At 66.8% G+C, this 24,531-nt stretch carries 21 protein-coding genes; 10 read left to right on the plus strand and 11 right to left on the minus strand.

Annotation, left to right across the window (positions count from 1 at the left end; translation table 11 throughout):
- Window positions 1-60: 60 nt before the first annotated feature.
- The 3 genes from cobT to cobC all read left to right on the plus strand — a co-directional run bounded on the left by cobT (window position 61) and on the right by cobC (window position 2,548).
- Window positions 61-1,116 (plus strand): nicotinate-nucleotide--dimethylbenzimidazole phosphoribosyltransferase, encoded by a 1,056-nt coding sequence (cobT, locus tag FAZ95_RS04870; protein WP_137331416.1) that lies wholly within the window; start codon window positions 61-63, stop codon window positions 1,114-1,116.
- A 77-nt stretch (window positions 1,117-1,193) separates the two neighbouring features.
- Window positions 1,194-1,952: an adenosylcobinamide-GDP ribazoletransferase gene (locus FAZ95_RS04875; RefSeq protein WP_137334427.1), complete on the plus strand. Its 759-nt coding sequence runs from the start codon at window positions 1,194-1,196 to the stop codon at window positions 1,950-1,952.
- A complete protein-coding gene (gene cobC / locus FAZ95_RS04880; protein WP_137331417.1) occupies window positions 1,937-2,548 on the plus strand; it encodes an alpha-ribazole phosphatase family protein in 612 nt (203 codons plus the stop codon). The genes FAZ95_RS04875 and cobC overlap by 16 nt, the downstream gene beginning before the upstream one ends.
- A gap of 86 nt (window positions 2,549-2,634) precedes the next feature.
- Here cobC and FAZ95_RS04885 read toward each other — a convergent pair whose 3' ends face one another.
- From FAZ95_RS04885 to cobU, 4 genes are read right to left on the minus strand one after another with little or no spacing between them, the layout of a single operon-like run.
- Window positions 2,635-3,573, minus strand: a complete 939-nt coding sequence (locus tag FAZ95_RS04885) for a cobalamin-binding protein (protein ID WP_137331418.1) — start codon at window positions 3,571-3,573, stop codon at window positions 2,635-2,637.
- The gene (gene cobD / locus FAZ95_RS04890) at window positions 3,570-4,631 is read right to left on the minus strand and encodes a threonine-phosphate decarboxylase CobD (protein WP_137331419.1); all 1,062 of its coding nucleotides are present in this window, start codon (window positions 4,629-4,631) and stop codon (window positions 3,570-3,572) included. Before cobD ends, FAZ95_RS04885 begins: the two co-directional genes overlap by 4 nt.
- 22 nt (window positions 4,632-4,653) lie before the next feature.
- Window positions 4,654-5,589: an adenosylcobinamide-phosphate synthase CbiB gene (gene cbiB / locus FAZ95_RS04895; protein WP_437437733.1), complete on the minus strand. Its 936-nt coding sequence runs from the start codon at window positions 5,587-5,589 to the stop codon at window positions 4,654-4,656.
- Window positions 5,589-6,152 (minus strand): bifunctional adenosylcobinamide kinase/adenosylcobinamide-phosphate guanylyltransferase, encoded by a 564-nt coding sequence (gene cobU / locus FAZ95_RS04900; protein WP_137331421.1) that lies wholly within the window; start codon window positions 6,150-6,152, stop codon window positions 5,589-5,591. The genes cbiB and cobU overlap by 1 nt, the downstream gene beginning before the upstream one ends.
- 61 nt (window positions 6,153-6,213) lie before the next feature.
- On the opposite strand from cobU, the gene FAZ95_RS04905 reads away from it, so the two are divergent.
- Together FAZ95_RS04905 and FAZ95_RS04910 are read left to right on the plus strand one after the other, a co-directional pair.
- Entirely contained in the window at window positions 6,214-7,749 is a 1,536-nt protein-coding gene (locus FAZ95_RS04905) for a cobyric acid synthase (protein WP_137331422.1), read from the plus strand.
- Window positions 7,750-7,912: 163 nt separating this feature from the next.
- Window positions 7,913-8,329, plus strand: a complete 417-nt coding sequence (locus tag FAZ95_RS04910) for a DoxX family protein (RefSeq protein WP_137331423.1) — start codon at window positions 7,913-7,915, stop codon at window positions 8,327-8,329.
- Window positions 8,330-8,516: 187 nt separating this feature from the next.
- On the opposite strand, the gene FAZ95_RS04915 is transcribed toward FAZ95_RS04910, so the two are convergent.
- Window positions 8,517-8,936 carry a PaaI family thioesterase gene (locus FAZ95_RS04915; protein WP_137331424.1) on the minus strand — a complete coding sequence of 140 codons (420 nt, stop codon included), beginning with the start codon at window positions 8,934-8,936 and terminating at the stop codon, window positions 8,517-8,519.
- A 178-nt stretch (window positions 8,937-9,114) separates the two neighbouring features.
- On the opposite strand from FAZ95_RS04915, the gene FAZ95_RS04920 reads away from it, so the two are divergent.
- Window positions 9,115-9,744, plus strand: a complete 630-nt coding sequence (locus tag FAZ95_RS04920; RefSeq protein WP_137331425.1) for a ParA family protein — start codon at window positions 9,115-9,117, stop codon at window positions 9,742-9,744.
- Between the two features lie 3 nt (window positions 9,745-9,747).
- Here FAZ95_RS04920 and panD read toward each other — a convergent pair whose 3' ends face one another.
- The 4 genes from panD to FAZ95_RS04940 all read right to left on the minus strand — a co-directional run bounded on the left by panD (window position 9,748) and on the right by FAZ95_RS04940 (window position 12,363).
- Complete coding sequence (gene panD / locus FAZ95_RS04925; RefSeq protein WP_137331426.1) at window positions 9,748-10,134, minus strand: aspartate 1-decarboxylase; 387 nt, start codon at window positions 10,132-10,134, stop codon at window positions 9,748-9,750.
- A 77-nt stretch (window positions 10,135-10,211) separates the two neighbouring features.
- A complete protein-coding gene (gene panC, locus FAZ95_RS04930; RefSeq protein WP_137331427.1) occupies window positions 10,212-11,045 on the minus strand; it encodes a pantoate--beta-alanine ligase in 834 nt (277 codons plus the stop codon).
- A 257-nt stretch (window positions 11,046-11,302) separates the two neighbouring features.
- Window positions 11,303-12,175 carry a segregation and condensation protein A gene (locus FAZ95_RS04935; RefSeq protein ID WP_137331428.1) on the minus strand — a complete coding sequence of 291 codons (873 nt, stop codon included), beginning with the start codon at window positions 12,173-12,175 and terminating at the stop codon, window positions 11,303-11,305.
- Window positions 12,176-12,177: 2 nt separating this feature from the next.
- The gene (locus tag FAZ95_RS04940) at window positions 12,178-12,363 is read right to left on the minus strand and encodes a DUF3460 family protein (protein ID WP_137331429.1); all 186 of its coding nucleotides are present in this window, start codon (window positions 12,361-12,363) and stop codon (window positions 12,178-12,180) included.
- A gap of 399 nt (window positions 12,364-12,762) precedes the next feature.
- Between FAZ95_RS04940 and FAZ95_RS04945 the strand changes: the two genes are divergently transcribed.
- Complete coding sequence (locus FAZ95_RS04945) at window positions 12,763-14,484, plus strand: autotransporter assembly complex protein TamA (protein WP_437437734.1); 1,722 nt, start codon at window positions 12,763-12,765, stop codon at window positions 14,482-14,484.
- 19 nt (window positions 14,485-14,503) lie between these two features.
- Entirely contained in the window at window positions 14,504-18,778 is a 4,275-nt protein-coding gene (locus FAZ95_RS04950) for a translocation/assembly module TamB domain-containing protein (protein WP_137331430.1), read from the plus strand.
- Window positions 18,779-18,871: 93 nt separating this feature from the next.
- Here FAZ95_RS04950 and metG read toward each other — a convergent pair whose 3' ends face one another.
- Together metG and FAZ95_RS04960 are read right to left on the minus strand one after the other, a co-directional pair.
- Entirely contained in the window at window positions 18,872-21,040 is a 2,169-nt protein-coding gene (gene metG / locus FAZ95_RS04955; RefSeq protein ID WP_137331431.1) for a methionine--tRNA ligase, read from the minus strand.
- 486 nt (window positions 21,041-21,526) lie between these two features.
- Window positions 21,527-22,192, minus strand: coding sequence for a YiaD family glycine zipper/OmpA-like lipoprotein (locus FAZ95_RS04960; RefSeq protein WP_137331432.1), 666 nt, complete (start codon window positions 22,190-22,192; stop codon window positions 21,527-21,529).
- A gap of 317 nt (window positions 22,193-22,509) precedes the next feature.
- Between FAZ95_RS04960 and apbC the strand changes: the two genes are divergently transcribed.
- Window positions 22,510-23,598, plus strand: a complete 1,089-nt coding sequence (apbC, locus tag FAZ95_RS04965; RefSeq protein ID WP_137331433.1) for an iron-sulfur cluster carrier protein ApbC — start codon at window positions 22,510-22,512, stop codon at window positions 23,596-23,598.
- 218 nt (window positions 23,599-23,816) lie between these two features.
- Window positions 23,817-24,356: a superoxide dismutase family protein gene (locus FAZ95_RS04970; RefSeq protein ID WP_137331434.1), complete on the plus strand. Its 540-nt coding sequence runs from the start codon at window positions 23,817-23,819 to the stop codon at window positions 24,354-24,356.
- Window positions 24,357-24,531 lie beyond the last annotated feature (175 nt).

Consider the following 24,531-nt stretch of genomic DNA (forward strand, 5'->3'; position numbering starts at 1 on the left):
GGGCCTATATGACATTCGCAGCGCAATGTCGGCCAGATGCGAATTTATCCGGACATGAATATGAATGCTTCAACCCCTCTTCCCATTGTCGAGCCGCTCGACCTTGCATTGCGCGCCGAGCTGCAGCACATCATCGACACCAAGACGAAGCCGCCCGGCAGCCTCGGCTTGCTCGAAACGCTGGCGCGACAGATCGGTCTGATCCAGCGCACGACGCGTCCGAGCGTCGAGCGTCCTGTGATGATCGTGTTCGCGGGCGATCACGGCATCGCGCACGAAGGCGTGAGCCCGTATCCGCAGGCCGTCACCGCGCAAATGGTCGCGAACTTTCTCGCGGGCGGGGCGGCGATCAACGTGTTCAGCCGCCTCGCCGGGCTCACGCTCGAAGTCGTCAATGCAGGTGTCGCGACGCCACTGCCCGATGCGCCGAACCTCGTGAACATTCCAATCGCACCCGGTACGCGCAACTTCGCGCACGAGCGCGCGATGACGATCGACGAAGCCCGCGCCGCGCTCGCGGCGGGAGCGGCGCGCGTGCGTCATCACGCTGCGCTCGGCACCAACGTGATCGGCTTCGGCGAGATGGGGATCGCGAACACGTCGTCGGCGGCGTGCGTGATGAGCCGCCTGTGCGGCGCGCCGATCGACGAATGCGTCGGGCGCGGCACCGGGCTCGACAACGCGGGGCTTGCGAAGAAGCGCAACGTGCTGGCTTCGGCGCTGGCCTTCCATCCGGCGAGCAGCGATCCGCTCGAGGTGCTCGCCACGTTCGGCGGTTTCGAGATCGCGATGATGGCGGGCGCGTACCTCGCCGCCGCCGAAGCGAAGATGACGATTCTCGTCGACGGTTTCATCGCGACGGCGGCGCTCGTCGTCGCCGATTCGCTCGAGCCCGCGGTGCGCCAGTACTGCGTGTTCGCGCATGCGTCGAACGAAGCGGGGCATCGCCGCATGCTCGATCATTTCGGCGCGAAGACGCTCCTCGCGCTCGACCTGCGGCTCGGCGAAGGCACGGGCGCGGCGCTCGCGCTGCCGGTCGTGCGCGCGGCCGTCGCGTTCCTCAACGAGATGGCGAGCTTCGAATCGGCGGGCGTCGCGAACCGCGATGCGCGATGACGCGCGATGAAAGTGTCGAGCGGCGAGGAGAGGCGCGGACTGCGGATCTGCCCGCGAATCTGCCCGAGAAACCGCCGGTGAATCTGCTCGCCGAAGTCCGCTATTTCTTCACGGCGCTCGGCTATTTCACGCGGGTTCCGGTGCCGCGCTGGGTCGGCTTCGAGGCGAACTATCTAAGCGCGTCGGCGCGCTACTTTCCGCTCGTCGGCGTGCTGGTGGGCGGCTTGGGCACGGTGACGTATCTCGCCGCGCTGCGGGTGTTTCCGGTTGGGATCGCGGTGCTGCTGTCGATGGCGGCGACGCTCGCCGTCACCGGCGCCTTTCACGAAGACGGTCTCGCTGACTCCTGCGACGCGTTCGGCGGCGGCTATACGCGCGAGGACGTGCTGCGCATCATGCACGACTCGCGCATCGGCGCGTTCGGCGCGATCGCGCTCGTCATGGCGCTCGCGCTGAAGTGGCAAGCGCTCGCCGCGTTGCCGCCGATGCGCGCGGCCTGGCTGATGATCGCCGCGCACGCCGCGAGCCGTGTCGCGGCGATCAGCTATCTCGTGACGCTCGACTACGTGAGGCCGGAAGGCAAGGCGAAACCCGTCGCGCAGCGCATGTCGCCGCTTGCCTTCGCGTGCGCGGCGGCGTTCGGCCTGCCGTGGCTTTTTTGGCCCGATTGGCGCGCGGGCTGCACGGCGCTTGCTGTGCTCATCGTGTTGCGCGTGCTGCTCGGCCGCTACTTCGTGCGGCGCATCGGCGGCTACACGGGAGACTGCCTTGGCTGCGCGCAGCAGATCTTCGAACTCGCGATCTACCTGGTCATGCTCGGATGGATCTCATCCTGATTCGTCATCCGGCGCCCGCGATCGATGCGGGTGTGTGCTATGGCAGGACCGACGTGCCGCTCGCGGGCCACGCGCCGGCGTTAGCCGATGCGCTCGCCGCGCGCCTCGAGACGCTGAAGGCGCCGCGCCCGCTTGCGCTGTGGTCGAGTCCGCTGACGCGTTGCGCGAGCATCGCCGCTTTATTGGCGCAACGCTTCGGCTGCGCGCAAACGCTCGACGCCCGTCTGCAGGAAATCGACTTCGGCGCCTGGGAAAGCCTGCGCTGGGACGACATCGACCGCGCGGAACTCGACGAATGGGCGGGCAATCTGCAGCACGCGCGCGTGCACGGCGGCGAGAGCGTTGCGCAGTTCGATGCGCGCGTGCGGGCGTGGTTCGATGCGTGCGTCGATGAGCGCGTTGCCTCGTTCACGCCGACGGAGCGCGCGGCGTGCCATGTCGTGACGCATGCCGGCGTGATGCGCGTGATCGCATCGATCGCGTTGCGCATACCGCTCGAACAATGCCTGCAATGGACGCTCGATATGGCCGGCATCGTCTGGCTGCGGCGCGATTCCGTCTCGGGCGGGTGGGCGCTCGTGCGCTGGAACGTCTAGCGCCTGTTTGCGTCAAGAGCCGGCTTTTCTCTCGTTGAGCGGACGCACGCTGCTATCGCTGGCGTGTCTTTAGTGTCTTTCGTGTCTTAGCGCCCAGCGTTCTGCGGCCGCCGCGAGCGGGCCAGTTCCAAGTCTTCGCAAAGCTGCGCGGCGCCTTGCGCGATGCGCGGCGCGGGCCGGTTGATGAGGTCGCCGTCGATCGCAAACAAGTTGTTGCGCTCGACCGCCGTCAAGCCCGGCCACTTGCGCCAGGTGTCGAGGCTCGGCAGCGGCTTGCCGGGAGCGGTTGCGCCGGCGCTTGCCGTCACGATCGCTTCCGGATTCGCAGCCAGTACCGCTTCCGTCGACACCGTCGGCACGAGCGGTCCAAGCTGCGCGAACACGTTGCGTCCGCCGCATAGCTTGATCACATCGCTCACCATGTGCTCGCCGTTGAGCGTCATCAGCGGCTGGTCCCAGACCTGATAGAACACGCTGACCGTGGGCCGCGCGGCGTAGCGCGATTGCAGTTGCGCGATATCCGCGCGATACGTGCCGGCCGCCGCGTTCGCGATTGGCGAGGTGGCCAGCAGTGCGCCAAGCCTCACGAGATTCGTCGCGACGTCGTCGAGCTTGTGCGGCTCGCTGACGAACATCGGCACGTGCAGCGCGCGCAGCTTGTCGAGCTGCTGCTGCGCGTTGCCGTGCCGCCAGACGACGATCAAGTCCGGCTTCAGCGCGACGATGCGTTCGAGGTCGAGCGACTTGTTGTCGCCGATGCGCGGGATGTTCTTCGCCTCGGGCGGATAGTCGCTGTACGACACCGCGCCGACCAGCCTGGCGCCGCCGCCTGCCGCGTAGATCAGCTCGGTGACGTGCGGCGCGAGGCTGATCACGCGTTCGGCGGGCGCTGTCAGGGTGACGGTGGCGCCGGCGTCGTCGGTGACGGTGATCGCTGCGTGCGCGCGCGAAGCGAACGTCAGTGCGAGCAGGAGCGCGATCAGCAGCGGCTTGGCCGTGCGGCCGCAGGAAGCTAGACGGATCATGAAGCGGGTTTCGTGTTCTGGATTTCAGCGACGCATTCGCGCAACGCAAGCGCGAGGCGCGCCCATTCGGCTTCGTTCGCGGGCAGGCCGAAGCGCACGCTCGACGGTGCCGCGAAGTAACGTGTCCAGATGCCGCGCCGCGCGAGCGCTTCATGCAGCGCTTGTGCGCGCGAATCGGCGGTCCAGGCGAAGAGCGGCGTCGCGTGCACGATAAATCGTTGCTCGCACAACAAATCGGCGAGACGGCCGCTATCGTCGGCGAGCTGGGAACGCATTGCTTCCTGCCAGTCGCGATCGGCGAATGCGGCCATCACCGCATGCCGGGCCGGTCCGCTGACCGTCCATGCGCCGAGCATGTCGCGGAGTCGGTCGAGAAGTGCGGGCTCGGCGAGCACGAACCCCGCGCGCACGCCGGCAAGGCCGAAGAATTTGCCGACCGAGCGCAGCACGACGAGGCCGCGCCGATGAGCATGGGATGCCAGCGATTCACCCGGCGTCGCATCCGCGAACGCTTCGTCGACGATCAGCGTGCCGCCGCGCGCGGCGAGCTGCGCGTGCCAATCGAGCAGTTGCGCCGCGCTCAAGCGTTCTGCCGTCGGGTTATTCGGATTCGCGACAATGACATGCGTGAGGTCCGTAGGCAGCGTCGGGCAACCGGCATCGAGCGGCGTGACACGATGGCCGTTGCGCTCGAAGGCAGGCGCGTACTCGCCATACGTGAGCGGCGCGACCCCGACGCTCGCGTGCGGCAGCAGCGCGGGCAACGCTCGAATCGCGGCCTGACTGCCGGCAACGGGCAGCACGTTTTTGACGGCAGGTAACCCGTCGACAAGCGCCCCGTAATAACGCGCCGCGCACTCGGCGAGCGCATCGCCTTCGTCGGGCAACCGCCGCCACGCATCGGCGGGCACGGGCGGCACGGGATAGCCATGCGGATTGATGCCGGTCGACAAGTCGAGCCACGCGTCGTACGCCATGCCGTAACGGCGCGCGGCCTCGTGCAGATTGCCGCCGTGGACGATCGCGCGCGTCGCGCGTTGTGTGTCGAGCTCAGTCATGCTTAGTTTTGCTCAGTTTTGCTCAGTTTTGAATGGACACGCCTAACAGGGCCATCACGATCAGCACCGCGAGCCACAGAAACACCGCGCGCTGCACGAGCATCAGCGCCGCGCCGACATGAGCGGGCGACGCGGGCCGTCCTTCGCCCAGCGTCGGACGTTCTTCGATCGTGCCGTGATAGACCGCCGGCCCGCCGATCAGCACGTTCAGGCTGCCGGCGCCCGCGGCCATCACCGGTCCCGCGTTCGGGCTGTCCCACAAGCGCGCTTGATTGCGCCAGCAGCGCCACGCGGCGAACGTATCGCCGAGCAGCGCGTAGCTCATCGCGGTGAGGCGGGCGGGAACCCAGTTGAGGACGTCGTCGAAGCGGGCGGCCGCCCAGCCGAAGCGCAAATAGCGCGGCGTGCGGTAGCCCCACATCGCATCGAGCGTATTCGCGAGGCGGAACGCGAGCGCGCCCGGCCCACCCGCGATCGCAAACCAGAAGAGCGCGCCGAAGATCGCGTCGTTGCCGTTCTCGAGCGCCGATTCGACGGCGGCTCGCGAGAGCGCCGCGGCATCCGCATGCTCGGTCTCGCGCGAGACGATGCGCGCGGTCAGCTTGCGCGCCTCTGGCAGATCTCGCGCGATGAGGGCGCGCGCGATCGGCTCGATGTGATCGCGCAGGCTGCGCGCGCCGAGCGCGAACCACAGGAGCGCGATATGCACGAGGCAGGCGAGCGCGAACGGCAGCACCGCGACGAGCCAGGCGGCGACGGCGACCGGCGGCACGACTGCCGCGCACCACGCCAGGATGCCGAGCGGGCGGCCGCGCCGGCCCGTATTGAGGCGTGCTTCGAGCCGCTGCGCGACGCGTCCGAAGCCGACGAGAGGGTGCGCCGTGCGCGGCTCGCCGAGCCACTGGTCGAGCGCGACGGCGGCGGTGGCGAGGGTGGCGGTGAGCGACAGCGAGAGGATCAGCACGTGGGTCCGCTCGCGGGTTTGACGATCATCGGCAGCCCCGCGACCATCAGCGTGACCTGCGCCGAGAGCGCCGCGATGCGCTGATTGAGGCGTCCGAGTTCGTCGACGTAGTAGCGAGTCTCGGCGCCGAGCGGCACGACCCCGAGCCCGATCTCGTTGCTGACGACGATCACCTTGCCGCGCGCATCGGCGAGAGCGGCTTCGAACGCGTTCAGATGCGCGGCATAGGCATCGTGGGAAAGCGCCGCGGCGTCCGGCGGACAAAGCAGACCCGCGAGCCACAGCGTCAGGCAATCGATGAGGATGCAACGATCGTCGCCGTCGGCGCGGCGTAGCGCGCCTGCGAGATCGGCGCTGGCTTCGATCAGATCCCAATGCTCGGGACGCCGCGCGCGGTGGTGCTCGACACGCTGTGCGAATTCATTGTCGCCGGCCGCGACGAGGGCCGTGGCGATATAGGTGACGGGCCGCGCGCTCGAGGCTGCGAGCCGTTCGGCGTAGGCGCTCTTGCCGGAGCGTGCGCCGCCGAGGAGGAAGGTGAGGTCGCGCGAAATCATCGCGTGATTGTACCGGCGCGATGGGATAATGCGAGGTTTGCGCCTGCCGCCCTTCCACGCAATGTCCGCCTCCAAGCCTGACTTTTCCGACGATGTTCTGCCCGCGCCGCACGGCACGCTGATGATCCAGGGGACGACTTCGGATGCCGGCAAGAGCACGCTCGTCGCGGGCCTATGCCGGCTCGTGCGTCGCGCGGGGTTGCGCGTCGCGCCGTTCAAGCCGCAGAACATGGCGCTCAACAGCGCGGTGACCGTCGACGGCGGCGAGATCGGCCGCGCTCAGGCGCTGCAGGCGGTCGCAGCCGGCATCGACGCGCACACCGACTTGAACCCCGTGCTCCTCAAGCCGACGAGCGACAAGGGCGCGCAGGTCATCATCCACGGCAAGGCGCGCATGAATCTCGATGCGCGCGCCTATCACGAGTACAAGCCCGTCGCGTTCGAAGCCGTGCTGCAGTCGTATGCGCGTCTGCGCGCGGGGTTCGACGCGGTCGTCGTCGAAGGGGCGGGCAGTCCCGCCGAGATCAATCTGCGCGACCGCGATATCGCGAATATGGGGTTTGCCGAGGGCGTCGATTGCCCGGTCGTGCTCGTCGCCGATATCGACAAAGGCGGCGTGTTCGCGCATCTGATCGGCACGCTCGCGTGCTTGTCGGAGAGCGAGCGCGCGCGCGTGCGCGGCTTCGTCATCAACAAGTTTCGCGGCGACGTGAGCCTGCTCAAGCCCGGGCTCGACTGGCTCGAAGCGCAGACCGGCAAGCCCGTGTTCGGTGTCGTGCCGTACCTGCATGGCTTGACGCTCGACGCCGAGGACATGCTGCCGCGCGAGCTGCACGCGTCGTCGTTGGCGGGGGGCGCCGCGCGGACGCTGCGGGTCGTCGTGCCGGTGCTGCCGCACGTGAGCAACCACACGGATTTCGATGCGCTCCGCGCGCATCCCCAAGTCGATTTCCACTACGTGCGCGGCGGGGCGCTGCCGTCCGCCGATCTCGTGATCCTGCCGGGCTCGAAGAACGTGCAGGGCGATCTCGCGTGGTTGCGCGCGCATGGCTGGGACGAGGCGCTCAAACGCCACTTGCGTTACGGCGGACGCGTGATCGGCATCTGCGGCGGGATGCAGATGCTCGGGCGCGAGGTGGCGGACCCGCATGGCGTCGAAGGTACGCCGGGAACGATGCCCGGCTTCGGCCTGCTCGATTTGTCGACGACGCTTGCGCGCGAGAAGACGCTCGTGAACGTGACGGGGCATCTGGCGCTCGCCGGCGCGGCGCCCGTGGCCGGCTACGAGATCCATATGGGAGAAACGCACGGACCGGCGCTGGCGGCGCCCGCTCTGCGGCTCGCTGCTTCAAACACGCAAGGAAACGGCGACCCGCGTCCGGACGGCGCGCTTTCCGCCGACGGACAGATTCTGGCGACCTACGTCCATGGCCTCTTCGACACGCCGCAAGCGTGCGCGGCGCTGCTCGGCTGGGCGGGGCTCGCCGACGCCGAAGCGCTCGACTATCCGGCCCTGCGCGAAGCGTCGCTCGAGCGGCTCGCCGATACGCTCGCCGAACATGTGGACTTGCGGCGCCTGTTTGCCGAGTTCCGCTGAATTTTCTAAAGCGCACGACTTCCCGGTCCCCACATGGGGTTATTGCTTCCCAATAGGAAATAATTAAAGCGCCGCAGGCGATTTATCGCCGCATTCGATTCGAATACAGTCCGTTCCACCAGGTGGCGCTGCCGCCATCCTTCTTATTTCAAGGGAACCGACCATGAACTCGAACCGCTCGGCCGACTACGCCGCCACCCTCCTGCGCGTCGCGCTAGGCGTGCTGTATCTCGCGCACAGCTTGCAAAAAATCTTCGTCTTCACGCTGCCGGGCACGGCGCAGTTTTTCCAATCGCTCGGCCTTCCGGGCTGGCTCGGCTATGTGACGGCCTTCGTCGAGCTGTTCGGCGGCATCGCGCTCTTGCTCGGCGTGCAGGTGCGCTGGGTGGCGCTCGTGCTGCTGCCGTTCATGCTCGGCGCGATGTCGGCGCACTTGCACAACGGCTGGGGCTTCGCGTCGCCGAACGGCGGCTGGGAATACCCCGCGTTCTGGGCGGTGACGCTCGTGGTTCAGTCGTTGCTGGGCGGCGGGGTGTTTGCCTTGGCGCAAAGCCCGGCCCCGCGGGCTGCGGCTGCTTGAGGCGCTGAATTGCCTGAGATGACTCGACTAGCGGTTGTGTCGTAGTGGACCGACCGGCTGAACCGGCGGCAAGGCCAAGGCCAGAACCAGCCGGCTGAATGAAAAAAGCGCGCGGAAGCGAATTCCGCGCGCTTTTTTGTTATCCGCACCGCACGCCGTAGAGTCGGCGCGCCGGCGCGCCAAACCATCAAGTCAGAATCATCTGCGTGCACCGAAAGAGCGCCATCGTGCGGCCGTTCGGATCGAACACGGTCGCGTCCCACACGTGCGTGCTGCGGCCCAGGTGGACGGCCGTCGCCACGGCCCGGATCGTGCCCTCGCGGCTCGTGCCGAGAAAGTTGCTTTTGAGTTCGATGGTCGTAAAGCTGCGGGCGTTCTCGGGCAGGTGCGCGATGCAGGCGTAGCCGCAGCACGTATCCGCGAGACCGATGACCGTGGCCGCGTGCAGGAATCCGTTCGGCGCCAGCAGTTCGCGTCGCACGGTGAGCTCGCCGGTCAGCGTGCCTTCCGCGAGGTCGGTGATGCGGATGCCGAGCAGCTCGGGCAGGGTGCCGCGCTGCCGTTCGTGCAGGCTCTCGCGGGTGACTTCCGGACGCAATTTGGACATGAATGGGGCTCTTGCAAAGGGGATGGCGGCCGGGCCTCGCCATACGGAGGGCTTCGGCCGGGACGAATTTGCCGATATTATCAAGCGGTTTAAAGCGACGCACGGCAAACCGGCCGGCGGCGGCGTGTCCCGTCATACGGGGCGGGCCGCCTGGCGGGCCTTCTTACCGGGAGAGTTCATGACGGTGATTGTGGTGGCGAATCCGAAGGGCGGCGTGGGCAAGAGCACGCTATCGACGAATCTGGCAGGGTATTTTGCGGCGAACGGCGAGTGGGTGGCGCTCGCGGACCTCGACCGGCAGCTGTCGTCACATGCGTGGCTGGACCTGCGGCCGGCGGGCATGCCGCCGATCGAAGAATGGCAGATCGATATGGATGCGCCTGCGAAGCCGCCACGGGGGCTCGAACATGCGGTCATCGATACGCCCGCCGGCCTGCACGGCAACCGGTTCGACGTTGCGCTCGAACTCGCGGACAAGGTGATCGTGCCGTTACAGCCGTCAATGTTCGACATTCTGGCGACGCAGCACTTTCTGGAGCGGCTCGCGAAGGAAAAGGCCGTGCGGAAGGGAGCGATCGAAATCGGCGTGGTCGGGATGCGGGTCGATTCGCGCACGCGCTCGGCGGAGCAACTGCATCGATTCGTCGAAGGATTGAAGCTGCCGGTGCTCGGGTTTCTGCGCGATACGCAGAACTACGTGCAGCTCGCCGCGCATGGCCTCACGTTGTGGGACGTCGCGAAGAGCCGCGTCGAAAAGGATCTCGACCAGTGGGGGCCCATCATCGAATGGGCGGACAAGAAGGGCTGACCATCAGGTCCAGTTCTGGACCGGCACGTGGCCGCGGCTTCCCTTGATCTTGTTGTTCTCGTCGACGAACACCAGGTCCGGCGTCCAGCCGGCCTTGAGTTCCGCTTCGTCGACCATCGCGAACGCGGCGATGATCACGAGATCGCCCAGTTGCGCACGCCGTGCCGCCGACCCGTTGAGCGAGATCATCCCGGTGCCGCGCTCGCCCTTGATCGCATACGTCGAGAAACGCTCGCCGTTGTTGATGTTCCAGATGTCGATCCGCTCGTTCTCGACGATGTTCGCCGCTTCGAGCAGGTCTTCGTCGATCGCGCACGAGCCTTCGTAGTGCAGCTCGCAGTGCGTGACGGCGGCCCGGTGAATCTTCGACTTCAACATATGGCGCTGCATGATCTTTCCTTCGGACTTCGTTGGGCTTGAGAGCGGGGGGCGGCGGCGGATCGGTGCGTGATGCCCGGCGCCGCCCGTCAGATTTCGAGGTTGTCGATGAGGCGCGTCGCGCCGAGCTTGGCGGCGGCGAGCACGACGAGCGGCGCCTCGATTTCGTGGGCGGCCGGCGGCAGCAGGTTCGAGCGCTTGCGCACCGCGATGTAATCGGGCTTCCAGCCGCGCGCGGCGAGGCTCGTCATCGCGTCCTTCTCGATCGCGGCGAAATCGCGGTTGCCGGAGAGCACGGCCTCGCGAACGCGTCCGAGCGTGATGGCCAGCATCGGCGCCTCGGCGCGTTCCGTCTCGCTCAAGTAGCGGTTGCGCGAGCTGAGGGCGAGGCCGTCGGTGTCGCGCACCGTTTCGGCGGCGACGATGTCGGTCGGCAGCGCGAACTGGCTGCACATCTGCCGCACGATCATCAGCTGCTGGTAATCCTTCTTGCCGAACACCGCGACGCGCGGCTGCACGCACGACATCAGCTTCATCACGACCGTGCAGACGCCGGTAAAGAAGCCCGGCCGGAACTCGCCTTCGAGGATGTCGCCCAAATCGGTCGGCGGATGCAGACGGTATTCCTGCGGCTCCGGGTACATGTCGCGCTCGGTCGGCGCGAACAGCACGTAGACGTTTTCCTTCTGAAGTTTCTCGATATCGGCTTCGAGCGTGCGCGGATATTTGTCGAAATCCTCGTTCGGGCCGAATTGCAGGCGGTTCACGAAGATGCTCGCGACGACCGGGTCGCCGTGCTGGCGCGCGAGCCGCATCAGCGACAGATGCCCCTCGTGGAGATTGCCCATCGTCGGCACGAACGCCGTGCGATTCTGGCCGCGCAACTGGTCGCGCAATTCTTGGATCGAGCTGATGACTTTCATGATGCCTCCCGCCGGGCCGCCCCAAGGGAGGCATCGGCCCCCTCGGGGGGCAGTGAACGAAAGTGAGCGTGGGGGTAGTTCATATTCGGCTGTGTGTTCGTCGAGCGGTGACGCGGGCAGGCAAGGGCGCGGTTTTCGTCGTCCGTGCCGAGAGAGGGCTCGGAGCGCGGGATTGTAGTGGATTTTCGCGGCTCAGGGCCTGTAAATCACGGAACTGTCCCTCAAGCGGTCAATTGAGCAATCGGCTCATCGGTCAACTAAGCCGGCAAATACGCAAGCCGCACATAAATGGGCGCAAACGGTTCGGCCTGCGTGATTTCGATCAGCGATTCGCGCGAGAGCTCGAGCATCGCGATGAAGTTGACGATCACGACCGGCACGCCGCGCATGACGTCGAACAGCTCGGAAAACTCGACGAAGCGCACGTTCTGCAGCCGCCGCAGGATCACGCTCATATGCTCGCGCACCGACAATTCCTCGCGCGAGATCTTGTGGTGCTGCACGAGCTTCGCGCGCTTGATGACGTCGGCCCAGGCGGCGCGCAGGTCGTTGGTGTCGACGTCCGGAAAGCGCGGCGTGATGCTTTGCTCGATGTACACCTCGGCGCGCAGGAAGTCGCGGCCGAGCTGCGGGAGTTGATCGAGGCGCTGGGCGGCGAGCTTCATGCGCTCGTATTCGAGCAGGCGCCGCACCAGCTCGGCACGCGGATCTTCCGCTTCGTCGCCGGTATCCGCCTTCTTGACCGGCAAGAGCATGCGCGACTTGATCTCGATCAGCATGGCCGCCATCAACAGGTACTCGGACGCCAGCTCGAGATTCGTCTTGCGAAGCTGCTCGACATACCCGAGATACTGCGCGGTCACATCCGCCATCGGGATGTCGAGCACGTTGAAGTTTTGCTTGCGGATCAGGTAGAGCAGCAGGTCGAGCGGGCCCTCGAACGTTTCGAGGAACACCTCCAGCGCATCCGGCGGGATGTAGAGGTCCTGCGGCAGCTTGAAGAGCGGTTCGCCATACAGGCGTGCGAAAGCGATGCCGTCGACGGTGTCGGGCGTCGTGTCCGTGACAGGCGCGGCGAGCGCAGCGCTCGATTCCTGCGCCCGACGGGCTTCGTCGGCGGCCGTGGTCACGCTCAGAAGTTCTGGTAGTAGACGTAGGGTGTCTGCTCGACGCGCGATTCCTTTTGTTCGGCGCGTTCTTCGAGATCGATCGGCTGCTTGTCCCACAGCAGCGAGCGGCCGCGGCGCTGCTCTTCTTCCAGCTTCGGTTTTTGTTGTTTCAACTGGTTCAGGAATTGCGTGATGTCTGACTGATACATGGCTCGACGGTCTCGGAAATGGGGCGGCGAGCCTTGGGGGACGGCCGCCGCCGTTTGATCAGCCGCAATTTTACAGCAAGCGCGCGAGCCGACCTATCCATGTCTGCATCCGCGCGGAACGTCTCGAAATTAGAGCCGTCCAAGGCGGGCGCACCGGCTCGCCGGGTGCCGGAATGCCTGGAGCCGGCGGGTCCCGCCAGGCGGCGCGCGGCGCGCGTAGACAGGTCGGCCGCGCCCGTATGGTCAAATATGCGGTTTTAAGCAACTCAACAACAAGGCCGGAGGTCCCGTTTGCCGGGGTATGTGTCCCACCCGTCGCGCGGCTCGCGCGCAGCATCCGATTGCGCGGGCAGTGCCTCGCCGCGTTCGCGCCATCGCGCGCGCGCGTCGCGTGGCGCGCTGACCGCGATCGTCGGCTACCTGCTGCTGATTGTCGCGATGCCGGCGAGCGCGAAATACGACGTCGATATCGACGCGCCGCGCTCGATCAAGAAGCTGCTCAAGGAGCATCTGGACATTTCCCGCTTCGCCAAGCGCGACGACATCAGCGACGACCAGTTCACCTTCCTCATCACCGCCACGCCCCAGCAGGTCCGCGACCTCGCCGCGACGGCCGGCTATTTCTCGCCGGTCGTGCGCACCGACGTCCGTACGGTCAAAGGCAAGAAGGATGTGAAAGTGAGCGTCGACCCGGGGCCGCGCACGATGGTCTCGTCGGTGACGCTCTCGTTCAAGGGGCCGGTGCTGACGGAAGACCCGAAGCAGGAAACCGCGACGCGCTTCGCGTTCTCGCTGCACGACGGCGATCCGTTCACGCAATCGGATTGGGACGATGCGAAGAACGCGGCGCTCAAGCAATTGCAGTCGCGCCGTTACCTGGGCGCGAAGATCGTGCGCTCGGAGGCGCGGATCGATCCGCGCACGAAGAGCGCGGGACTTTCCGTCACCTTCGACAGCGGCCCGACCTTCACGCTCGGCCCGCTCGACGTGAGCGGCGTGCGGCGCTATCCCGGCGAGATCGTCACCAACGTGAACCCGCTCCACACGGGCGAAATCTACGACGTGCAGCGCATCGCCGAACTGCAGCGCCAGTTGCAGAACACGCCGTATTACGCGAGCGTCGCGATCGATGTCGGCGACGACGTCGACAAGCCGCAAGAGACGCCCGTGCACGTGAAGGTCAGCGAGTATCCGTACAACAGCGTGCGCGGCGGCGTCGGCTATGCGACCGATACCGGCGCGCACGTGCAGGGCTCGTACACCTACCTCAACACGTTCGGGGCGGCGTGGCCGCTTTCGGTCCAGGGGCGGCTCGACCAGATCCAGCAGTACGGCCAGATCACGCTCGCGATGCCGCCCGGCATGCGCGGCTGGACCAATAGCGCGCTCGCGTCCTATACGAGCACGAATGTGTCGGGCACGACGATCTACAGTGCGCGCCTCGGCCTGCAGCGCGCGCGCACGAGCCAGAACATCGACTACGCGTATTCGATCCTGTTCTACGACGACCGGCTCGATCAAAACGCGGTCGGCCCGCAGACGAGCCGCGCGCTCGTGCCGCAGTGGTCGTGGACGCGCCGCAATACCGACGATCCGCTGTTCCCGCGCTCCGGCAACCTGATCCACGCCGAGGCGGGTTTCGCGGTGAAGAACGCGCTGGCGGACCAGACCTTCATCCGCGGCTACGCGCGCGGTCAACAGTACCTGCCGGTCGGCAGGCGCGATTTGTTCGTGTTTCGCGCGGAGTTGGGCGGCGTGTTCACGAGCGGGCCGTCGAGCGGCGTTCCGGCCTCGCTGCTGTTTCGCGCGGGCGGCTCGAACTCGGTACGCGGCTACAGCTTTCAGAGCATCGGTAACAACGTCGACGGCTCGGTGCTGCCGACCAAATACCTCATGACCGGCTCGGCCGAATACCAGCACTGGTTCAATCACGACTGGGGCGCGGCCACGTTCTTCGATATCGGCACGGCCACCGATACCTGGGGCGAGAAAGTGTTCTACCCGGGCGTGGGCTTCGGCGCGCGCTGGCGCAGCCCGGTCGGCCCGGTCAACATCGACCTCGCCTACGGCTTGCGCGACAGGAGCGTGCGGCCGTATTTGACGCTCGGCATCGCCTTTTAATGAATCTAGACAACGCAGCATGACGACGGACGACTCCGCCACCCCGCCTACGACGCCGCCCTCCGGCCCGCCTCCCGACGAGCCGGGTACGCCCGCGCCCGCTCCGCGCGAGACACCGCCGGAGCAGCCGAAGAGGCGCCGCCGGCATCGCGTGCTGACGGCGCTCGCGCGCACACTCGTCTTCGTCGTGTTTCTCGTCGTGCTGGCGGGCGGTTTGCTGTACGGCGCGATCACGACCGAGCGCGGCACGCGCCTCGCGTGGCAGACGGCCGTCTCGGTGCTCGGCGGGCGGCTCGCCGGCACGGTCGAGGGCGGTTCGCTGGCGACCGGCGTGCGCTTGAAGGACGTCGCATGGCGCAGCAGCCTCGACAGTAAAGGGGCCGATAAGGGCGACGAGATCAAAATCGACCGCATCTCGGGCCGCTGGGGGCTCACGCGCTCGCCGTGGCGCTTTACGGTCGACTACCTGCATCTCGGCACGATCGACGCGCGCATCGTCCCGTCGCCCCCGAGCACCGAGCCGACCGTGCTGCCGCAGGACCTGCAACTGCCGATGCAGCTCGACGTGCGCGATCTGCGCGTCGAGAAGCTGGTGCTGCACGAAGGGACGTCGACGAGCGAGTATTCCCGCCTGATCTTCCGCGGACGCAGCGACGGCCGGCACCACGAGGCGTCGGTCGAGCGGCTCGACACGCCGTTCGGCGCGCTGACCGCCGAGGCCAGGCTCGACGGCGTGCGGCCGTTCGCGCTCACCGGCAACGCGGGGTATTCCGGCAAGGTCAACGAGGAGCCGGTGCAGGTGCGCGCACGCGTCTCCGGCACGCTGGAGGCGCTCGTCGCCGATCTGGACGCGACCGGCATGAAGCTCGCCGGCCAGGCGCGCGTCGAGGCCGCGCCGTTCTCCGACGTCCCGCTCACGCGCGCGACGCTTGCGTTCGATCACGTCAATCCGCAAGCCTTCAGCCCCGGTGCGCCGTTCGCCGATCTGGCGGTGCGCGCGAACTTGGCGCCGGTGACGGGGCCGGGGGCGGAGAAAGCGTTGGCGAGCGGAACATCCGGGGCGTCACCGGCTTCGGGTGCGGTCGCCGCAGGGAAGGCTCCGGCTTCCTCGAGCGACTTCGTCGTCGCCGGCCAGGTGTCGATCGTCAACGCGAAGCCCGGCCAGATCGGCGAGCAGCTGCTGCCGCTCATCGACGCGCATGCCGACGTCCGGCTCGACGCCCACGAGCAGCGCATCTCGAACCTGAACGTGCGCCTCGTCAAGAGCGCGACGTTGACGGGCGGCGGCGCGCTCGCGGGTGGCAAGGGCAAGTTCGACCTGCGCGTGGCCGGGCTCGACCTGAACACGTTCGAGGCGAGCGTGCGGCAGACCGCGCTTGCCGGTCCGATCGGCATCACGCTCGACGGCGCCAAGCAGGCGATCACGTTCGATCTGGCCGACCCGAAGGCTGCGCTGCGCGCGCAGGCGCAGGTGACGCAGGACTCCGCACAGATCGCGTTCAACAACGTCCGCGTGAGTTCCGGCAAGGGCCGCATCGATCTGTCGGGCGCGCTCAAGCACGACGCGCATTCGAGCTATGACGTGAAGGCGACGCTGACCGATTTCGATCCGCTATCGCTGATGGCGCCCGGCAAGGTGTCGGCCGGCAAAGCGGCGGCGGGCAAGGCGGGTAAGCAAGCGGGGAAGCGGGCTTTGGGCAGGTCAGGCACTTCGGGAGCGGCGGCATCGAAGCCGGGGAGCCGTGAGACCGGCAAACCGGCAACGGCTGCCGAGCCTGCTACCCAAGCCGCCGCGCCGGCCGAACGCGTCGCCAAGGGCCCGATCGAGGCGCGCGTGAACGGCACGCTGACCGCCACCGGCGTGCTCGGCCCCACGCTGACGACGAAGGCGCAATTCAAGCTCGGCGAAAGCGTCTACGACGGCATGCCGCTCACGGGCGCGGGCACCGTGCAGCTCGCCGGGTCGCGCATTCTGCCGAGCAGCGTGAACCTGTCGATCGCGGGCAACCAGGTCGATCTGAACGGCAGCTTCGGCACGCCGCGCGACCGGCTCAAGTTCCACGTCGACGCGCCGCAACTCGACCGTCTCGGCTTCGGCCTCGCCGGTTTCGTGCAGGCGGACGGCGACATCACGGGATCGTTCGCGCATCCGAACGTCGAGCTTGCCTACCAAGCGGACAACGTCGCGTTCGGCGACAACCGCCTCGGCCACGCGGAAGGCCGCGCGGAACTGCGCGACGGCGCGCACGGCGCCATGATGTTCACGACCGACGCACGAGATCTCTCCAGCAACGGCGTCGAACTCAAGACGCTCACCGCCCAGCTCACCGGCACGCGCGCGAAGCACACGCTGCAAGCGGCGGCGGCGGGCAGCGTGCACGGACGTCCGGTCGATCTGACGCTCGCCGCCGACGGCAGCCTCACCGACAGCCGCGAAGGCACGCGTTGGGACGGCACGGTGACGCGCCTCGCGAACAAGGGCATGCCCGCGCTGAACCTCGAGTCTGCGCTCACGGTGAGCGCCGGCCCGCAGCGCGTCGTGCTCGGCGCCACGCGGCTCGCGCTCGAAGGCGCGACGCTCGACCTGAAATCGTTCGCGCTCGATCACGGCAACATCCGCACGGCCGGGTCGTTGTCGAACGTCTCAGTCGCGCGGCTCTTGGAAATCCAGCAGGAGCTGACCGGCCAGCGTCCGCCCGTCAAAACCGATCTCGTGTTCGACAGCGATTGGGATCTGAACGTCGGCCAGACGGCGAGCGGCTATTGGCAGCTCAAGCGCCGCGTCGGCGACGTGACGCTCGACACCGGGCGTGGCGTCGCGTCGCTCGGCATCACCGATATCGCCGCGCGTGCCGAGTTCGGCGACGGCCGGCGTCTTTCCGCGAAGGTCCACGCGCAGGCGAGCCGCATCGGCACCGTCGACGCGAACGTCGCCGTGCCGCTCGCCGTGCGCGACGGCGTCCTCGCGATCAGCGAAGACGCGCCGCTCTCCGGCGCGGTGAATGCCGACGTGCCGTCCTTGACCACGACGGGCGGCCTGTTCGGCCCGAGCTACCTGCTCGACGGCCATCTCGCGCTGAAGCTCACCATCGCCGGCACGGCCGCCAAGCCGAATCTGTCGGGGTCGCTCACAGGCGACAACTTGTCGGCGACGCTGGTCGACCAGGGCGTCCAGTTGAAGAACGGCGTGATCCGCATCGCGCTGTCGGAGAATCTCGTCGAGTTCCAGAACGTCGAATTCCACGGCGGCGACGGCACGCTGCGCGCGACCGGACGCGTGCGTCTCGACAGCGCCGAGCCCGATCTCACGGCGAGCATCGTCGCCGACAAGCTCGAGCTGTTCGCGTCGCCGGATCGGCAACTGTCGCTGTCGGGCAGCGCGACGGTCGCCAACGGCGGCACGGCGGGTATCGACATCAACGGCAAGTTCCGCGTCAACAAGGCGCTCTTCGACATGCCCGAGCAGGCCGCGCCGCATTTGGGCGACGACGTCGTGATCGTGCGCTCGGACGGCACCGTGCGCGGCCAGGCGCAGGAGATCGATCCGACCAACAAGCCGGTCGGCCGCTTCGCGCCGCGCGCGGATGTCGACCTCAACCTTGGCGACAACTTCCGCTTCCGCGGCCAGGGTGCCGACCTCGGCCTGCGCGGCACGATCACGGCGCTGTCCGCGCCGAACCTGCCGCTGCGCGCGATCGGCAACGTTCGCGTGACCGAAGGCTCGACCTATACGGCGTTCGGCCGCAAGCTCGCGATCGAGAACGGTTTCTTCACGTTCAACGGGCCGGTCGCCAACCCGGGCATCAACATCCTGGCGATGCGGCGCAATCAGGAGGTCGAGGCGGGCGTGCAGGTGACGGGGACGATCCAGTCGCCGGTCGCCAAGCTCGTCTCCGAGCCGAACGTGCCGGATAACGAGAAGCTCTCCTGGCTGTTGTTCGGCCACGGCACGGACCAGGGCAACAACCTCGGCCAGCAGAGCACGATGACGACCGCGCTCGCGCTGCTCGGCAGCGCGACCGGCAAGCGCGTCGCGCAGACGATCGGGCTCGACGAGTTCACGGTTGGCCGCAGCGAGGTGGGGCTGACCGATCCGCAAGTGGTGATGGTGTCGAAGGCCATCAACGAGTGGCTCGTGCTCGGCTACGAGCAGGGGCTGCAAGCGGCGGACAACGCGGTCAAGGCGACGCTGAACCTGACGCGCTTCTGGTCGGTCTCGCTGTATGGGGGAACGTTCCAGGGGATGGATCTGAACTTTACGAGGCGCTTCGACAGTCTCTTCGGGGGACGGTGAGGATCGCAGTCCTTCGGGCATAAAAAAAGCACGCTGGTTAAGGCGTGCTTTTTTGCTCCGGCGTGCCGTAACGGCGAACCGTGACGGCGAGCCTTACTTCACCCGCATCCCCGGCTTCGCGCCGCTATGCGGCTCGAGCACGTAAAGCCCCGGCTCGGCCTTCTCATCGGCCGCCGACGCCGCAAGCACCATCCCTTCGGACAGCCCGAACTTCATCTTGCGCGGCGCGAGGTTCGCGACCATCACAGTCAGCTTGCCGATCAGATCCTCCGGCTTATACGCCGACTTGATGCCCGAGAACACGTTGCGCGTCTTGTCTTCACCGACGTCGAGCGTGAGCTGCAGCAGCTTGTCCGATCCCTCGACCGCCTTGCAGTCGACGATCTTCGCGACGCGCAGGTCGATCTTCGCGAAGTCGTCGATCGAGATGATGTCGGATGAGTCGGCGCCGGCCTTGTCGACGGCTGCGTTCGACTCGCCGTTGGCGGCCGCTGCCTTGGCTTTCTTCTTCGCATCGGCAGGCGCCGCGGCCTGCGCCGCTTGCAACGAATCGCGGTTGGCGGCGAGCAGCGCTTCGAGCTGCTTCGGATCGACGCGCGTCATCAAGTGCTGGTACGCGTTGATGCGGTGCTCGGCGCTGAGCGGCACGTTCGCGTCGGCCCACGTGAGCGGCTCGATGCCGAGGAACGCCTCGACGCCTTGCGCGAGCTTCGGCAGCACCGGCTTCAAGGCGAGCGACAGCAGGCGGAATGCCTCGATGCTCACGCTGCAGGTTTCGTGCAGTGCGACCGCGTTTGCCGGATCTTTCGCCTGATCCCACGGCTTGGCGGTATCGACGTACGCGTTGACCGCGTCCGCCAGCTCCATCGTCTGGCGCAACGCGCGGCCATATTCGCGCGCCTCGTAGTGCGCGGCGATCTGCGGAATGGCGGCGCGCAGCGTGCCGAGCAGCGGGTGGTGCATCGCGCTCGCCTGGATGCGGCCGTCAAAGCGCTTGATCAGGAAGCCTGCGGCCCGGCTCGCGATGTTCACGTACTTGCCGACGAGGTCGCTGTTCACGCGCGCCTGGAAGTCATCGAGGTTCAGGTCGATGTCTTCCATCGTGCTGTTGAGCTTGGCCGCGAAGTAGTAGCGCAGCCACTCGGGGTTCAGGCCCACGTCGACGAAGCTCTGCGCCGTGATGAACGTGCCGCGCGACTTCGACATCTTCGCGCCGTCCACCGTCAAGAAGCCGTGCGCGAACACGTTGGTCGGCGTGCGGTGGCCGGAGAACTCGAGCATCGCGGGCCAGAACAGCGTGTGGAAGTACAGGATGTCCTTGCCGATGAAGTGATACTGCTCGGCCGTCGAGCCGGGCTTGATCCACGCGTTGAAATCGAGGCCGACGCGCTCGGCGAGGTTCTTGAAGCTCGCGTAGTAGCCGACCGGCGCGTCGAGCCACACGTAGAAGTACTTGCCGGGCGCGCCGGGAATTTCGAAGCCGAAGTACGGCGCGTCGCGCGAGATGTCCCAGTCGGCGAGCTTCGATTCACCCGCGTCGCCGAGCCACTCGCGCATCTTGTTGGTCGCTTCCGGTTGAGCCAGGCCGCCCACCCAGGCGCGCAGGAAGTTCTCGCAGCGCGGGTCCGAGAGACGGAAGAAGTAGTGGGTCGACGTCTTGCGCACGGGCGTCGCGCCCGACACCACGGAATACGGGTTCACCAGCTCGGTCGGCTGATAGGTCGAGCCGCACACCTCGCAGCTGTCGCCGTATTGATCCTTCGCGCCGCACTTCGGGCACTCGCCCTTGATGAAGCGGTCCGGCAGGAACATCTCCTTGACGGGGTCGTACGCCTGTTCGATCTCGCGCGCGTCGATCAGCCCGGCCGCCTTGAGCGCGCCGTAGATCTCCTCGGACAGCACGCGGTTTTCTTCGGAATCGGTCGAGTAGTAGTTGTCGAACGAAATGCCGAAGCTGTCGAAATCGCGCTTGTGCTCGTTCCAGACGCGGTCGATCAGCGCCTTCGGCGTGATGCCCTCGCTTTCGGCGCGCAGCATGATCGGCGTGCCGTGCGTGTCGTCGGCGCCGACGTAGTAGACCTCGTGTCCGTGCATTCGCAGCGCGCGCACCCAGATGTCCGTCTGGATGTACTCGACCAGGTGGCCGATGTGAATCTGTCCGTTCGCGTACGGCAGGGCGGACGTGACGAAGACCTGGCGGCGGCCCGTGGTGCTCGAGGCCGCGCCGTGTTGCGCGTGGGAATCGGTGGAGGCTGCTGTCATGGGGATTTCGTAGGACTGCGGGAGAAAAGAGTATTCGATTTTAGCAGGCGCGCGGTCCCGGGGCGCCGGGCGTACGACCCAAGCAGGAAAGCGAGGGCGCCGGCCAGGAGGGTGCGGCTTTGTTGGGAACGATTCTCATTGGCCGCGCCGGGGGAGATGATCCGCTGGCAGTAGACAGCTCAGGCTGCTGCGCATTGTCGCGCCCGACTTTCGCGGCGGGAGAAACGTCCATCGCGCAAGAAAACGCGGGCAAAAAAAACCGGGGCTATGGCCCCGGAGCAACAACGACAAGAGGAGAATGGTGACGCGGCTGCGTCTGCAGTCGCGTACCGTATAAGAAGACAGCGATTCTTCCGCCGAGTTCGAAATATTTTTGATTTGTTGACCGCCGGATTTCTGACGGCTTGCCGGACGGGGCTCCGAGCGAAGTTTCCGGCGCCCGGCCGCAAGCTGCGCGGGCGCTCCGAAACGATTCGCGTCAAACCCTTATTGGTACTGCGGCGTCTGGCCGTGCTGCGCCGTGGCGCGCAGATAGATCTCGACGCGGCGGTTTTGCGCGCGGCCGGCATCGGTGTTGTTGTCGGCGATCGGATTCGACGGGCCCATGCCCTGCGCCGTCAGGCGCGCCGGCAGGACGCCGCGCTGATTCAGGAAGGTCACGACGCTCTGCGCGCGGTTCTGCGACAAGGTCATGTTGTATTGCTGGCTGCCGGTGCTGTCCGTATAGCCGATCACTTGCGCGATCAGCTCGGGATTCTGCTGCAGCGTTTGCGCGACGGTGTCGAGCACCGGCTGGAACGACGGCATGATCGCGTAGCTATCGGTCGCGAACGAGATCGAGCTCGGGATGTTGACCTTGAGCGAGCCGTCCGGCTGCTCGGTGACCTGCGCGCCGGTGCCCTTGGTGGCGCCCGTGAGCTTGTTGTGGATCGCCGTCCAGTTGTAGCCGACGATGCCGCCCGCCGCCGCGCCGGCAGCCGCGCCGATCGCCGCGCCCTTGCCGCCGCCGAAGATCGCGCCGAGGCCGGCGCCCACGGCCGCGCCGGTGCCCGTGCCGACAGCCGTATTGGTGCCTTGCTGCGTGGCGCAGCCACCGAGCAGTGCGCCGGCTACGGCGAAGACGGTGAGGCGGGTCATGATTTTTGCGTTCATATGGGATTCCTCTTCAGTAACGTGTTGGACGAGCGAGTAGACCGTCCTGGCTGGCCCATGCCGGGCGCATTTTCGAATGCGACAAGCACCCGGATGAAAAAGGGTCTTCCGGCGACGCCGTGCGCGAGCCACTACAATGATGCATGGCGCGGCAGCGATGCAGCCCTATAGCTTGCAGCCGGCGAAGGGTGCCCGGCAAGTTGATTTTTGGCAATGGCAAGCAACAGAATCTTTCAATTTCTCAACTTTGCAGGCAAGCGTTTCGGACTCGTCAGGCCGATCGCGGTCAGCCGCAGACAAATCCCCTCGGAGTTTCGATGAGCATTGATCGGGCATTGGTCGACGCCGCCCTGGCAGCCGTCATTGACCCCAACACGGGCCGTCCGTTCGCGACGGACAAAGGCGTCAGGAACGTGACGATCGACGGCGCGACGGTCGGCGCCGACATCGTGCTCGGCTATCCGGCGGTGAGCCAATACGCCGCCGTGCGCACGCTCGTGGAGGACGCGCTGAAGCAGGTGCCGGGCGTCGAGCACGCGCGTGTGGGCGTGTCGCAATCGATCGTCGCTCACACGGTGCAGCGTGGCGTGAAATTGCTGCCGAGCGTGAAGAACATCGTCGCGGTCGCATCGGGCAAGGGCGGTGTCGGCAAGAGCACGACGGCCGTCAATCTGGCGCTCGCGCTCGCCGGCGAGGGCGCGCGAGTCGGGATTCTCGATGCCGACATCTACGGGCCCTCGCTGCCGATGATGCTCGGGATCACGGGGCGCCCGGAGTCGCCGGACGGTCAGTCGATGAATCCGCTCACCGGCCACGGCGTGCAGGCGAATTCGATCGGCTTTTTGATCGAGCAGGACAACCCGATGGTCTGGCGCGGTCCGATGGCGACCTCCGCGCTCGAGCAGCTGCTGCGGCAGACCAACTGGACGGATCTCGACTACCTGATCGTCGACATGCCGCCGGGCACCGGCGACATCCAGTTGACGCTCTCGCAGCGCGTGCCGGTGACGGGCGCGGTGATCGTCACGACCCCGCAGGACATCGCGCTGCTCGATGCGAAGAAGGGTCTCAAGATGTTCGAGAAAGTCGGCATTCCGATTCTGGGCATCGTCGAGAACATGAGTATGCATATCTGCTCGAACTGCGGCCACGAAGAACCCATCTTCGGCGCGGGCGGCGGCGAGCGGATGGCGAAGGAATACGGCGTCGAGGTGCTCGGCAGCCTGCCGCTCGATATCGCGATTCGCGAGCAGGCGGACGGCGGGCATCCTACGGTCGTTTCGGACCCGAGCGGGCGCATCGCCGAGATCTACCGCTCCATCGCACGCAAGGTGGCGATCCACATCGCCGAGCGCGCGCGCGACATGACGTCGAAATTTCCCACCATCGTGGTTCAAAACACCTGATCGACTCTTTTCGGGAGCGGATTCGCCGTGTTTTTCGCACGGCGGCTCGCGGTATCATGTCGGCTTCGCATGGTCTGGCATGGCGGTCGCAGGGGCGGCCGCCGCCGGACTGCTTTGCATGGGATCGGAGTAAGCGCTTTGCATGGGACCCAAGTAAGCGCTAAAGCGCTAACTTAGGTCGACAGCTAAAGCGCTAACTCTGATCGACAGAGGATCGCATGAAACAACGAATCGACGGGCAGGCGGTGCGCCGCTTCATCGTCGTGGCTGCCGCCAGCCTGCTCGGCCTATCGCTCGCCGGCTGCGCCGGCTTTTTTGGCCCCCACGAGAAACGCGCCGACGCGCAGCTGGTGCCGACCATGGGCAGCGCGGCGCGCGGCACGGTCACGTTCAGCGAGCGCTCGGACGGCGTCCAGGTGACCTACAACCTGTCCGGCCTGCCGGCGAACAGCGACCACGCGCTGCAAATCCACGAACGCGGCGACTGCAATGCGGCTGACGGTTCGAGTGCCGGCCGGATCTTTGCGCCCGCCGCGGACGAGCTGAAGCCGGGCGCGCGCGTGGAGGGCGACCTCGGCAACATCCACGCGGACGAGAACGGCGGGGCGACGGGCTTCATCGTGGCGCCGGACGTCTCGCTCGACGGCGTGCGCTCGATCCTTTCGCGTTCCGTCTTGATCCTTCGCGATCCCAGCGATCCGTACTTCTCTTCGCGCAGCGCCGGTCCCGCGCTCGCGTGCGGGTTGATCCGTCAATGAGCCCGGTGTCATTAGAGGCTCGCGGCTTCCCGTGGCTGCCGAGACGGATGGCCTCGGCATGCGCCACGATGCGCTTTCACGGCAGCACCTTCGCGATCGCGTAAAATAGCGGCCTTTCGTCGTCCAGCCGGCCGCTGGCGCAATTTTCGCCACGCCCGCCGCCGTTCGAACCTTT

The organism is Trinickia violacea (assembly GCF_005280735.1).
Taxonomy (GTDB): domain Bacteria; phylum Pseudomonadota; class Gammaproteobacteria; order Burkholderiales; family Burkholderiaceae; genus Trinickia_A; species Trinickia_A violacea.